This window comes from Cycloclasticus sp., from assembly GCF_019090545.1.
GTDB classification, from domain to species: domain Bacteria; phylum Pseudomonadota; class Gammaproteobacteria; order Methylococcales; family Cycloclasticaceae; genus Cycloclasticus; species Cycloclasticus pugetii.
Window position 1 is genome coordinate 1 of the sequence record NZ_JAHRVT010000003.1, and the last position, 13932, is coordinate 13932.

The 13932-nt window shown below is 40.8% G+C and carries 8 protein-coding genes; all 8 read right to left on the reverse strand.

Annotation, left to right across the window (positions count from 1 at the left end):
* Window position 1: 1 nt before the first annotated feature.
* Window positions 2–1192 (reverse strand): elongation factor Tu, encoded by a 1191-nt coding sequence (gene tuf / locus KUG63_RS00930; RefSeq protein ID WP_015006521.1) that lies wholly within the window; start codon window positions 1190–1192, stop codon window positions 2–4.
* A 25-nt stretch (window positions 1193–1217) separates the two neighbouring features.
* Complete coding sequence (gene fusA / locus KUG63_RS00935) at window positions 1218–3314, reverse strand: elongation factor G (RefSeq protein ID WP_287553672.1); 2097 nt, start codon at window positions 3312–3314, stop codon at window positions 1218–1220.
* Between the two features lie 28 nt (window positions 3315–3342).
* The gene (gene rpsG, locus KUG63_RS00940) at window positions 3343–3813 is read right to left on the reverse strand and encodes a 30S ribosomal protein S7 (RefSeq protein ID WP_015006523.1); all 471 of its coding nucleotides are present in this window, start codon (window positions 3811–3813) and stop codon (window positions 3343–3345) included.
* Window positions 3814–3832: 19 nt separating this feature from the next.
* On the reverse strand, window positions 3833–4207 hold the full coding sequence (gene rpsL, locus KUG63_RS00945) for a 30S ribosomal protein S12 (protein WP_016391041.1): 375 nt from the start codon (window positions 4205–4207) through the stop codon (window positions 3833–3835).
* A gap of 243 nt (window positions 4208–4450) precedes the next feature.
* The gene (gene rpoC, locus KUG63_RS00950; RefSeq protein ID WP_015006525.1) at window positions 4451–8671 is read right to left on the reverse strand and encodes a DNA-directed RNA polymerase subunit beta'; all 4221 of its coding nucleotides are present in this window, start codon (window positions 8669–8671) and stop codon (window positions 4451–4453) included.
* 56 nt (window positions 8672–8727) lie between these two features.
* A complete protein-coding gene (rpoB, locus tag KUG63_RS00955; protein WP_015006526.1) occupies window positions 8728–12807 on the reverse strand; it encodes a DNA-directed RNA polymerase subunit beta in 4080 nt (1359 codons plus the stop codon).
* Between the two features lie 150 nt (window positions 12808–12957).
* Window positions 12958–13332: a 50S ribosomal protein L7/L12 gene (gene rplL / locus KUG63_RS00960; protein ID WP_015006527.1), complete on the reverse strand. Its 375-nt coding sequence runs from the start codon at window positions 13330–13332 to the stop codon at window positions 12958–12960.
* 43 nt (window positions 13333–13375) lie between these two features.
* Window positions 13376–13903 carry a 50S ribosomal protein L10 gene (gene rplJ, locus KUG63_RS00965; RefSeq protein WP_015006528.1) on the reverse strand — a complete coding sequence of 176 codons (528 nt, stop codon included), beginning with the start codon at window positions 13901–13903 and terminating at the stop codon, window positions 13376–13378.
* Window positions 13904–13932: the final 29 nt, after the last annotated feature.

Genomic DNA, 13932 nt, shown 5'->3' on the forward strand with positions numbered 1-13932 from the left:
ATTACTCAATAATTTTAGCAACAACACCGGCACCAACTGTTCGGCCACCTTCGCGAATAGCGAAACGTAAACCTTCTTCCATGGCAATCGGGTTGATTAATTTGACGGTCATTTGCACGTTATCACCTGGCATCACCATTTCGATACCTTCTGGTAAGTCACATGCACCTGTTACGTCTGTCGTTCTAAAGTAGAACTGTGGACGGTAACCGTTGAAGAATGGTGTGTGACGACCACCTTCATCTTTACCTAACACATAGACTTCTGCTTCGAAGTGTGTGTGAGGTGTGATTGATCCAGGCTTAGCTAATACTTGACCACGCTCTACGTCTTCACGTTTTGTACCACGTAGTAAGATACCAACGTTATCGCCAGCTTCACCTTGATCTAATAATTTGCGGAACATTTCAACACCGGTACACGTGGTTGTGACCGTGTCTTTGATACCAACGATTTCAATTTCTTCACCAACGTTGATAACACCGCGCTCAATACGACCGGTTACAACTGTTCCACGACCTGAGATTGAAAATACGTCTTCAACTGGCATAATGAAGTCGCCGTCTACAGCACGTTCTGGTAATGGGATGTATGAGTCAAGCGCTTCAACTAGTTTAAGCACGGATGGAACACCAATGTCTGATGTATCGCCTTCTAGGGCTTTAAGTGCTGAACCTGTTACGATTGGTGTGTCATCACCTGGGAATTCGTACATGTCTAATAGTTCACGTACTTCCATTTCTACTAGTTCTAATAGCTCTTCATCGTCAACCATATCCGCTTTGTTAAGGAATACGACGATGTATGGAACACCCACTTGACGTGATAACAAGATATGTTCACGTGTTTGCGGCATAGGGCCGTCTGCAGCTGAACATACTAGAATGGCACCATCCATTTGCGCCGCACCTGTGATCATGTTTTTAACGTAATCGGCGTGACCTGGACAGTCTACGTGAGCATAGTGACGTGTATTTGATTCATATTCAACGTGTGATGTTGCAATGGTAATACCACGCTCACGTTCTTCTGGTGCATTGTCAATTTCATCAAAGGCTTTAACTTCTCCACCCATGGCTTCAGCCATAACTTTCGTTAACGCAGCCGTTAATGTTGTTTTTCCGTGATCAACGTGGCCAATTGTGCCTACGTTTACATGGGGCTTATTTCTTTCAAATTTTTCTTTAGACATTGTAAATACCCGTCATTACTTAATATTAATAAAAAATTCTGCTTTTAATCTTTTCTTCTAACGCTTTAGGCACTTCAGCATAACTATCAAACATCATGCTGTATGTAGCCCTACCTTGCGTTGCAGACCTAAGGTCTGTTGCATAACCAAACATCTCGGCAAGCGGCACATCTGCATCAACCATCTTTCCAGCAGGACAATCATCCATACCATGAATAATCCCCCTACGCTTATTTAAATCTCCAACTACGTGACCCATGTACTCTTCTGGTGTCACCACTTCTACTTTCATCATTGGCTCTAGCACTTTAGGATCTGCTTTTGCTGCGCCATCTTTAAAACCAAGTGAGCCGGCTATTTTAAACGCCATTTCATTTGAGTCAACATCATGATACGAACCATCGTACAAAGTAACTCTAATATTTATCATGGGGTACCCTGCTAAAACCCCATTTTTCATTTGTTCTTTGACACCAGCCTCGACCGCACCAATATATTCGCTTGGTACTGAACCACCGACAATCGCATTTACAAACTCAAACTCTTGATCTTCTAGTGGCTCAATCTTCAACCATACATGGCCATATTGACCCTTACCACCAGACTGCCTTACAAACTTGCCTTCTTGCTTCACGACTTGACGGATAGTCTCACGGTAAGCAACTTGTGGTGTTCCAACATTGGCTACCACATTAAATTCTCTGAGCATACGATCAACGATTATCTCAAGATGAAGCTCACCCATTCCAGAAATAATTGTTTGCCCTGACTCTTCATCAGTATGCACTTTAAATGATGGATCTTCTTGTGCAAGCTTTCCCAATGCAACTGCCATTTTATCTTGATCTTGTATGGTTTTAGGCTCTACCGCAATTGAAATCACGGGATCCGGAAACTCCATACGCTCAAGTGTAATGGGTGCATTAATTGAACATAAAGTATCACCAGTAGTAACATCTTTTAGTCCAATTGCTGCCGCTATATCACCAGCATATACTTCTTTAACTTCTTGCCTATCATTCGAATGCATTTGCACCAATCGACCAATACGCTCTTTCTTATTTTTAAGTGGGTTATAAACAGTATCACCTGCTTTTAACACACCTGAGTACACTCTAAAAAATGTTAACGTTCCAACAAATGAATCCGTTAAAATTTTAAATGCTAATGCTGAAAATGGTGACTCATCATCAGCACTTCTTATTTCTGGCTCCTCACCCTCAGATACTACTGAGGAAATAGCCGGCACATCTATCGGTGATGGTAAAAAATCCACAACCGCATCCAGCATTGCTTGTACGCCTTTGTTTTTAAATGCACTACCACATAATACAAGCACTAACTCATTATTGAGAGTTCGTAAACGCAGTCCAAGCTTAATTTCTTCTTTAGATAACTCGCCAGAGTTAAGATACAGCTCCATTAACTCATCATTACCTTCAGCTGCTGCTTCAACTAACTGTTCACGAAGCGCTTCACATTCATCTTTTATTTCTTCAGGTATTTCACCTGTTACATGTGAAACACCTTTATCACTTTCATTCCAATAGATCGCTTGCATACTTATTAAGTCTACAACGCCTTTGAAAGCATCTTCAGCACCAATTGCATATTGCAAAGGCACTGCATTACAACCTAATCGAACTTTTAATTGATCGACCACACGCATAAAATTTGCGCCAGCCCGATCCATTTTATTCACAAACGCAATACGAGGTACTCTGTATTTATCTGCTTGCCGCCAAACCGTTTCTGATTGCGGCTCAACACCACCAACAGCACAGAAAACAGCACATGCTCCATCTAAAACTCTTAACGAGCGCTCAACTTCAATGGTAAAGTCAACATGCCCTGGTGTATCGATAATGTTGATACGATGCGTATCATACTGCTTATCCATCCCAGACCAGAAACATGTGGTGGCCGCTGAAGTTATCGTTATACCACGTTCTTGTTCTTGTTCCATCCAGTCCATGGTAGCTGAACCATCATGAACCTCACCCATTTTATGCGACACACCCGTATAAAACAAAACACGCTCTGTTGTTGTTGTCTTACCAGCATCAATATGAGCCATGATGCCTATATTCCGATAACGCTCAATTGGAGTACTGCGAGGCATCTTTATTCCTAAATTATTCTAAATATAATTACCAGCGGAAGTGAGAGAATGCTTTGTTCGCCTCAGCCATACGGTGAGTATCTTCACGTTTTTTAAATGCAGACCCTCTACTTTCTAAAGCATCAATAACTTCACCTGCCAATCTAGCAGACATAGAACGCTCACTACGTTTACGAGAAGCATCTATCATCCAACGCATTGACAAACCCATTCTACGATTTGGACGCACTTCTACGGGCACTTGGTAAGTAGCACCGCCTACACGACGAGACTTAACCTCAACTGCAGGTTGAACCTTCTCTAACGCCTTAATAAGCGCATCAACAGGTTCCGCATGACCCTTGCCTTCAATCGTATCAAGAGCGCCATAAACAATCTTCTCAGCGATTGATTTCTTACCATCAACCATGATCATATTCATAAACTTTGCTAACACTAAATTACCAAACTTTGGATCTGGGAGGATTTCGCGCTTTATCGCTTTTTTTCTTCTAGACATTATTTAAACTCGTTTAATATTAGTTTTTAGGGCGCTTAGCACCATATTTAGAACGGCCTCTACGACGCGCTTCTACACCAGATGTATCCAGGCTACCTCGGACTACGTGGTAACGTACACCAGGTAAATCTTTCACACGACCACCACGAATAAGTACAACTGAGTGCTCTTGGAGGTTATGGCCTTCACCACCAATATAGCTAGTTACTTCTGCGCCATTGGTCAACCTTACACGAGCTACTTTACGAAGCGCTGAGTTTGGTTTTTTTGGTGTTGTTGTATAAACACGCGTACAAACACCTCGTCTTTGAGGACAAGCCTCTAGTGCTGGCACATTGCTTTTTTCTACTTTACGCTTTCTAGGTTTACGAACTAGTTGGTTAATAGTGGTCATATCTAATTTAGAGCTCCAAAAACTCGTGCAAAACATTTTCCACACATCCTATGACGTGCGTTTAAATTCTTATTTAGGTTATTTCAGTAAATATAAAAAATCCAATCTACCGAAGAGCGGGAATTTTAGGCAGATATCACTTATCTGTCAAGCATAATGAGTGCGTAATTATTCTTAGATAAGAAAATGCCAACCCATGGTTCAGGTTGGCATTCTTTAATCCCGCTACAATAGAATAATTAATTATTCTTGCATGTTAAGCGCTTGCTTCAACGCCTCTTCTGCCTCGTCATGTGCTGCTGCTGTAGTCACTTCTTCAACAATCTCTGGGCTCATCGATGCTGCTTTATTTTTTCTGCGTTCTAGGTGATGAGCCAAGCCTGTTCCAGCCGGTATAAGTCGACCAACAATGACGTTTTCTTTCAAACCATGCAAGTCATCTCTGGTACCTCTTACAGCTGCATCTGTTAGCACTCTTGTTGTTTCTTGGAAAGATGCTGCAGAAACAAACGATTCAGTCGCTAAGGATGCCTTTGTAATACCGAGTAGTACATTATCAGCTGTCGCAGGTACTTTACCTTCTGCTTCTAGTTGATCATTAACTTCAAGGAAACGAGTCTTTTCAACTTGCTCACCTTTGATGAATGAACTATCCCCACCAGACGTAATTTCAACTTTTCTTAACATTTGCCTGATAATTACTTCAATGTGCTTATCGTTAATCTTCACGCCTTGTAAACGATAAACATCTTGGATTTCATTTACCAAGTATCTCGCTAATTCAAAAACCCCTCTCAATCTTAAAATATCATGTGGTGTTAATTCACCTTCAGCAATGGTTTCACCTTGCTCAACGTGTTCACCTTCAAATACTGTGATGTGTCTCCATTTTGGTATAAGCAATTCTTTAGTTTCACCATCTTTATCAGTGACTACTAAACGACGTTTACCTTTAGTCTCTTTACCAAAACTTACTGTACCAGTCATTTCAGCTAAGATAGCCGGATCTTTTGTTTTACGAGCTTCAAATAGATCGGCCACACGAGGAAGACCACCGGTAATATCACGAGTCTTACTTGATTCTTGTGGAATTCGCGCCAAAATATCAGCATTTTCTACGCTCATTCCATCAGTGACATTAACAACAGCACCTGCAGGCATAACATAATGCGCAACAATGGTAGTACCAGGGATATAGACCGGCTCACCTTGCTCATCAACCAAGGTAATAGCTGGTCTTAAATCTTTACCGCTACTTCCACGCTGTTTCGCATCTGTCACCACTAAAGATGTTAAGCCTGTGATTTCATCCGAATGTTGTTGAACAGATACACCTTCTACAAAATCGGTAAAGATAACTTTACCATTTACCTCTGTAATAACAGGGTGAGTGTGCGGATCCCATGTTGCTAAGACCGCGCCGGCTGATAAGGTGTCACCTTCCTTAGCTGATAATTCAGAGCCATAAGGTATCTTATAGTTTTCACGAGTACGACCATATTCATCAACAACACTGATCTCACCGGAACGAGAAATAACAATCAGTTTATTCTCTTTGTTCTCAATTGTTTTTAGCTTGTCATTAAACGTTAGTGTACCTTCAGATTTTATCTGAATACTATTGATCGCAGCTGAACTAGACGCCGCACCACCAATATGGAAAGTACGCATAGTAAGCTGTGTACCAGGCTCACCAATTGACTGCGCTGCTACCACACCTACCGCTTCACCTAGGTTAACTAATTGTCCTCGGGCTAAATCGCGGCCGTAACACATCTTACAAATACCCTTACGATTTTCACAACTAATCGCAGAACGGACCATCACCTTATCTACACCCATTTCTTCAAGACGTTCTACCCATGCCTCGTCAATTAGTGTATTCCTTTCAACAATAATTTCATTAGTTGCGGCGCTAATGACATCTTGCGCGATAACTCGACCCAGTATTAAATTACCCAGTGGCTCAACAACCTCTCCACCTTCAATTAGCGGTGTTACTTCAAGGCCATTTTCAGTACCACAATCATCTGTTAAAACGACCATATCTTGTGCCACATCAACCAAACGACGAGTAAGGTAACCAGCATTCGCAGTTTTTAAAGCCGTGTCAGCCAAACCTTTACGAGCACCATGTGTAGAAACGAAGTACTGTAGAACGTTTAAACCTTCTCTGAAGTTAGCTGTAATAGGTGTTTCAATAATTGACCCATCTGGCTTAGCCATCAGGCCACGCATACCAGCAAGCTGTCTAATCTGCGCTGCTGAACCACGAGCACCAGAATCAGCCATCATGTAAACAGAATTAAATGATTTCTCCTTAACTGTTTCACCTTTGGCATCAACGACATCGTCGCTACCTAAGTTATCCATCATTGCCTTAGCAACTTGCTCATTAGTATGAGACCAGATATCAATGACTTTATTGTAGCGTTCGCCATTAGTCACAAGTCCAGATGCATATTGACTCTCAACATCTTTAACTTCTTTTTGCGCTGATTTGATTAATTTACTTTTACTTTCCGGGATAACCATATCGTTAATACCAAACGATACCCCTGACTTAGTAGCATTTGAGAAACCAAGATACATAAGCTGATCAGCGAAAATAACCGTTTCTTTATCACCCAATTGGCGATAAGACGCATCAATTAACTGCATAATCGCTTTTTTAGTTAAATCTTTATTAACTAAATCAAAGTCTAATGATTTTGGAACAATATTCCATACTTGAGCACGACCCGTTGTCGTTTCAACAAGACGTCTGGTCACTGTGGTTTCACCGTTTTCATCAGTGTGCATCTCTTCAATACGAATTTTAACCTTTGAATGAAGACCAACAACGCCTGACTGGATAGCACGTGCCGCTTCTTCTACATCACTGAACGCCATGCCTTCACCAAGACCATTGATACGTTCGCGTGTCATGTAGTACAAACCCAACACAACATCTTGTGAAGGCACAATCACTGGCTCACCGTTTGCTGGAGACAAGATATTGTTTGTCGACATCATCAATGTTCTGGCTTCTAACTGTGCCTCTATCGATAATGGAACGTGGACAGCCATTTGATCGCCGTCAAAGTCAGCGTTAAACGCAGAACAAACTAACGGATGTAATTGAATCGCTTTACCTTCAATCAAGGTTGGTTCAAATGCTTGAATACCAAGACGGTGAAGTGTAGGAGCACGGTTCAGCATGATAGGATGCTCACGAATCACTTCTGCAAGAATATCCCAGACTTCAGGCCCTTCACGTTCAACCTGTTTCTTAGCTACTTTAATGGTTGTTGCTTCACCACGTAATTGTAATTTGTTAAAGATAAATGGCTTAAATAATTCAAGCGCCATTTTCTTAGGTAAACCACACTGATGTAATTTTAAGGTAGGTCCAACAACAATGACTGAACGCCCAGAATAATCAACACGTTTACCTAGTAAGTTTTGGCGGAAACGACCTTGCTTACCTTTAATCATATCAGCTAAAGATTTTAACGGACGACGATTCGTACCTGTAATAGCACGGCCTCGTCTACCATTATCTAACAATGCATCAACAGATTCTTGAAGCATACGCTTCTCATTGCGAACAATGATGTCTGGCGCACTAAGGTCTAATAGACGATGTAAACGGTTATTTCTATTAATAACACGGCGATAAAGGTCGTTTAAGTCTGATGTCGCAAAACGGCCCCCATCTAATGGCACCAAAGGTCTTAATTCAGGTGGAAGTACAGGAAGCACTCTTAAAATCATCCATTCTGGTTTGTTTTTAGATTCAACCAGAGCCTCTAAAACTTTTAGACGCTTAGATATTTTTTTAATCTTCGTTTCAGATTTAGTTGCATTAATATCTGTACGACACGATTCCATTTCAGCGTTCAAATCAAGGGCTTTCAAAAGCCCATCAACCGCTTCCGCACCCATCAGTGCTGTAAATTCATCACCATGCTCTTCAAGGGCATCTAAGTGCTCTTCTTCTGTCATCAAAGTACCGGCTTCAAGCGCAGTTAAACCCGGATCAACAACAACAAATGATTCGAAATACAATACTCGCTCGATATCTCGTAATGTCATATTGAGTAATAAGGCGATACGTGATGGTAGCGACTTAAGGAACCAGATATGAGCAACTGGAGAAGCAAGGTCAATATGACCCATACGTTCACGTCTCACTTTAGACAATGTGACTTCTACACCACATTTTTCGCAAATAACACCGCGATGTTTTAGACGTTTATATTTACCACACAGACATTCATAATCATTAACTGGGCCGAAAATTTTTGCACAGAAAAGGCCATCTCTTTCTGGTTTAAATGTACGGTAATTAATCGTTTCAGGTTTTTTAACCTCGCCATATGACCATGATCTGATCATATCAGGTGAAGCTAGACCTATACGAATGGCATCAAACTCTTCAGTTTGGTTTTGTTGCTTTAAAAAATTGAGTAGATCTTTCAAGACCGTATCTCCTTGTTATCAGTTTTTGTTCAGCTAAATGCTAATAGAAAAAGAAATTAATCTTGTTCTAACTCTATATTGATACCCAGCGCTCTAATCTCTTTAACTAACACGTTAAATGACTCTGGCATTCCTGGATCCATTGTGTGATTTCCATCCACAATGTTTTTGTACATTCGTGTACGTCCAGAAACATCATCAGACTTAACTGTTAGCATTTCCTGCAAAGTATATGCTGCACCGTAAGCTTCTAGTGCCCATACTTCCATCTCACCGAAGCGTTGGCCACCAAATTGTGCTTTACCACCAAGTGGTTGCTGAGTCACTAAGCTATAAGGTCCAGTTGATCTAGCATGCATTTTATCGTCAACCAAGTGATTAAGCTTTAGCATATACATGTAACCTACCGTCGTTTCTCTATCAAACGCTTCACCTGTACGGCCATCATAAAGTTGCACTTGACCCGTGTCTGAACGTCCACCAAGTTTCAACATTTGCTTAACTTCTGTTTCTGATGCACCATCAAACACTGGCGTAGCCATCGGAACACCGCCCTTTAAGTTTTCAGCCAATTCGAGAATCTCATCATCACTAAATGAGTCTAAATCTTCTTTACGACCACTGGTGTTATATACTTTATCTAAAAATTTACGTACTTTATCGACATTGGCTTTTGCTTCAAGCATTTTACCAATTTCATTACCTAAACCTTTAGCAGCCCACCCTAAGTGAGTTTCTAGCACTTGCCCAACGTTCATCCGCGAAGGAACACCCAATGGGTTTAGGACAACATCTACAGGGGTGCCATCTTCCATATATGGCATATCTTCTTCAGGTACAATCATTGAGATAACACCTTTGTTACCATGACGACCCGCCATTTTATCACCCGGTTGAATGCGTCGTTTAACAGCTAGATACACCTTAACCATTTTCAATACACCTGGCTGAAGGTCATCACCCATTGTAATTTTCTTACGCTTTTCTTCAAATAATTCATTAAGATCAATTCGTTGCTGTTCAATTTGTTCAGCTACTGCTTCAAGTTGAACATTAAGCCCTTCATCTTTGAATTTAATTTTTAACCAATCATGATTAGAAATACTAGATAGGTATTCTTTCGTAACTTTAGTGCCTTTTTTCAGTTTCTGTGGCCCAGAAACGGCCTCTTTGTCTAAAATAAGCTTTTCAACACGTAAAAACGTATCACCTTCAACAATCCTTAATTGATCATCAAGGTCTTTCTTAACACTGGCTAATTCTGCATCTTCAATTTCAATTGCACGTGCATCTTTATCAACTCCATCACGTGTAAATACTTTTACATCGATGACAGTACCTTGCATGCTTGAAGGAACTCGTAATGAAGTATCTTTTACGTCAGAAGCTTTTTCACCAAAGATCGCCCTTAACAATTTTTCTTCAGCAGTTAACTGACTTTCGCCTTTAGGTGTTACTTTACCAACAAGAATGTCGCCACCTTTAACTTCGGCACCGATATATACAATTCCAGATTCATCAAGCTTAGATAATGCACCTTCACCTACATTTGGAATATCAGCTGTAATTTCTTCAGAGCCTAATTTCGTGTCTCGTGCAACGCAGACTTTTTCTTCAATATGAATGGTAGTCAGGCGATCTTCCTTAACAACTTTTTCAGAAATAAGAATCGAATCTTCAAAGTTATAGCCATTCCAAGGCATAAATGCGACCATCATATTTTGACCAAGCGCTAATTCACCCATGTCAGTCGATGGACCATCAGCAAGAACGTCACCTTTAGCAATCAAGTCCCCTGGTTTTACCAATGGACGTTGGTTAATACAGGTGTTTTGGTTAGATCGTGTGTATTTTGTACAATTGTAAATATCTACACCCGATTCACCTGTTAACGTTTCTTCATCATTAACACGAACGATAATTCTTGACGCATCAACGTCATCAATTACACCACCACGCTCTGCAACAATTGTTACCCCTGAGTCAACAGCAACAGCACGCTCCATACCAGTACCTACCAGTGGCTTATCTGCCTTAAGGGTTGGAACTGCTTGACGCTGCATATTAGAGCCCATCAACGCACGGTTAGCATCATCATGCTCGAGGAAAGGAATAATAGAAGCCGCAACAGATACAATCTGTTTTGGTGATACATCCATATAGTCAATTTTATCAGCTGTTGCAATGGCAAACTCTTCTGCATGACGACATGTCACCATGTCTTCTACAAACCGGCCATTTTCGTCAATTTCAGCATTCGCCTGCGCGATATAGAAACGACCTTCTTCAATAGCTGATAAAAAGTCAACCTGATCAGTTAATTGGCCATCAACAACTTTTCTATACGGAGTTTCTAAGAAACCGTACTCATTAGTACGCGCATAAACAGCTAATGAGTTGATCAAACCAATATTTGGCCCCTCAGGTGTCTCAATAGGACACACTCGACCGTAATGAGTTGCATGCACATCTCGAACCTCAAAACCTGCTCTTTCACGAGCTAAACCACCTGGGCCTAAAGCAGAAACACGACGTTTATGTGTGATTTCTGATAACGGGTTATTTTGATCCATAAACTGCGACAATTGGCTTGAGCCAAAAAATTCTTTAATCGCAGCCGCTACAGGTTTTGCATTAATGATTTCCTGAGGCATTAAACCTTCAGAGTCTGCAATTGAAAGGCGCTCTTTAACAGCTCGTTCAACACGAACTAAACCGACTCTAAATTGGTTCTCAACCATCTCACCAACAGAGCGAATACGTCTGTTACCCAAGTGGTCAATATCATCAACTGAGCCTTCACCATTACGGATACTAATTAGCTCTTTAAGTACATCAATAATGTCTTCGTTACTCAGTACACCAGGACCTGTTATTTCTTCACGGCCAAGACGAAGATTAAACTTCATTCGCCCAACTGTTGAGATGTCATAACGGTCTAATGTGAAAAACAAGTTCTGGAATAACTTTAGCGCTGATTCTTTCGTTGGTGGCTCACCTGGTCTCATCATACGATAAATTTCAACCAAGGCATCTAGCTGATCTACGGTTGAATCAATTTTCAACGTATTTGAGATAAAAGCACCTTTATCAAGATCATTTACATACAGTGTCTCAATTGTCGTTGCACCGCTATGTACAATATCGTCGATATTATCTTCAGTAACCTCTTCATTCAGATCGACAATAATCTCACCTGTTTCTTGGTTAACTATGGGCGTAGCCATAATTTTTCCAATCAGGTATTCACTCGGTACATCAATTTGCTTAACACCAGCTTTGCTTAAGTCACGAATGTGTTTAGCTGTTACTCTACGCCCTTCTTCAATAAGGGTTTTACCATTGACCTTAACATCAAAACCAACAATTTCACCACGTAACCTTTCAGGCACGAGTTCCATTGTGAGTCCATTTTTGTTTAGGTGAAATACATTCTTTTCAAAGAACATATCTATAATTTGATCGTTAGTAAACTCTAACGCTTTAAGTAATACAGTGGCCGGCAATTTTCTACGACGATCGATACGTACATATACGATATCTTTATGATCGAATTCAAAGTCTAACCAAGAACCACGGTATGGAATAACACGGGCAGAAAAAAGTAATTTTCCAGATGAATGCGTCTTACCTTTGTCATGATCAAAGAACACACCAGGAGAGCGGTGCAGCTGCGACACTATAACGCGTTCAGTACCATTAATAACGAACGTACCATTATCAGTCATTAAGGGTAATTCACCCATATAAACTTCTTGCTCACGTATATCTTTTACGCGCTTAGAGCCCGCAGGAGAGTCTTTATCATAAATGACAAGCCTGACCTGTACTCTTAATGGTGATGCATATGTAGCACCACGTGATTGACATTCTTTAACATCAAACTTGGGCTTACCCAATCGGTAACTCACATATTCCAAAACAGCATAACCGGTATGACTAGTTATTGGAAACACACTACCTAACGCAGCGTGAAGACCAACAGAGTCAAGTTCATCTGCTTTTGCAACTTCGGATTGAAGAAAACGTTTGTAAGAACTAATTTGTGTTTCTAACAAGTAAGGCGTTTCCATTGCTCCTTCTTGTCGACCAAATGTTTTACGAATACGTCTTTTCTCAGTATATGAGTACGCCATTTTTAAACCCTTTTTAATCAATTACTTCTAAATTTAGACTACATTCCAATTTAGAAACTTAATACCCTACAACGGGAAATAGGCCGACAGTTAACAACTGCCGACCCTATTCTTTTAAAAGCTTTTATAGCTTTTTAGTAACAACAAGAATTACTTAATTTCAGCAGCAGCACCTGCTTCTTCAAGTTGTTTTACTGTTTCTTCAGCTTCATCTTTTGACACTGCTTCTTTAACTGGAGCTGGAACACTTTCTACTAATGTTTTCGCTTCTTTCAAGCCTAGGCCTGTGATACCACGTACCGCTTTAATAGCAGAAACTTTGTTATCACCGAAGCTTGTCATAATAACGTCAAACTCAGTTTTTTCTTCTACGGCAGCCGCTTCGCCACCCGCAGCTGGTGCAGCCGCTACAGCAGCCGCTGCAGACACACCAAATTTTTCTTCCATCGCTTCAACTAGTTCTACGACGTCCATTACACTCATGTTTGAGATTGCTTCTAAAATATCTTCTTTGGAGACAGCCATTGTCTTAACCCCTATAATTTAAATTTGTTTGAAAAAATAATACCTATGCAGCCTGCTTTTGAACGCGGACAGCATCGACAGTTCTAACCAATTTCGCATGTGGCTCAGCAAGTGTTCTGACGAATTTCTCGACAGGTGCTTTCATCACAGACATCAACATACTGATTGCTTGGTCTTTTGTCGGTAGTTTAGATAGTCGTTCGAGTTCTGAAGCCTCAAGTAATTGGCCACTGACAGAAACAAATTTTGTTTCTAGCTTTGCATGGTCTTTACTAAAGGTTTTCACCAATCGAGCCGCACAACCTGGATCTTCCATCGAGAACGCTACAATTAGCGGGCCCGATAAAGCGTCTTGAATACATTCAAAATCTGTATTTTCAACTGCTTTTCGTACCAACGTGTTTTTTACCACACGTAAATACACACCAGATTCACGAGCTTGTTGACGAAGCTCAGTCATCTCAACAACAGTCAAACCACGGTATTCTGCTGCAACCACTGAAAATGCATTTGCAGCTACCTCAGCCACTTCAGCAACTACCGCTTGTTTTTGCTCAAGATTTAGTGGCATATATACCTCCTGACTACTGTATGTAATAA

What these genes read in the sequence shown, in the direction of transcription:
- tuf (WP_015006521.1), bottom strand. Translation starts at nt 1,192, where the DNA reads ATGTCTAAAGAAAAATTTGAAAGAAATAAGCCCCATGTAAACGTAGGC.
- fusA (WP_287553672.1), bottom strand. Translation starts at nt 3,314, where the DNA reads ATGCCTCGCAGTACTCCAATTGAGCGTTATCGGAATATAGGCATCATG.
- rpsG (WP_015006523.1), bottom strand. Translation starts at nt 3,813, where the DNA reads ATGTCTAGAAGAAAAAAAGCGATAAAGCGCGAAATCCTCCCAGATCCA.
- rpsL (WP_016391041.1), bottom strand. Translation starts at nt 4,207, where the DNA reads ATGACCACTATTAACCAACTAGTTCGTAAACCTAGAAAGCGTAAAGTA.
- rpoB (WP_015006526.1), bottom strand. Translation starts at nt 12,807, where the DNA reads ATGGCGTACTCATATACTGAGAAAAGACGTATTCGTAAAACATTTGGT.
- rplL (WP_015006527.1), bottom strand. Translation starts at nt 13,332, where the DNA reads ATGGCTGTCTCCAAAGAAGATATTTTAGAAGCAATCTCAAACATGAGT.
- rplJ (WP_015006528.1), bottom strand. Translation starts at nt 13,903, where the DNA reads ATGCCACTAAATCTTGAGCAAAAACAAGCGGTAGTTGCTGAAGTGGCT.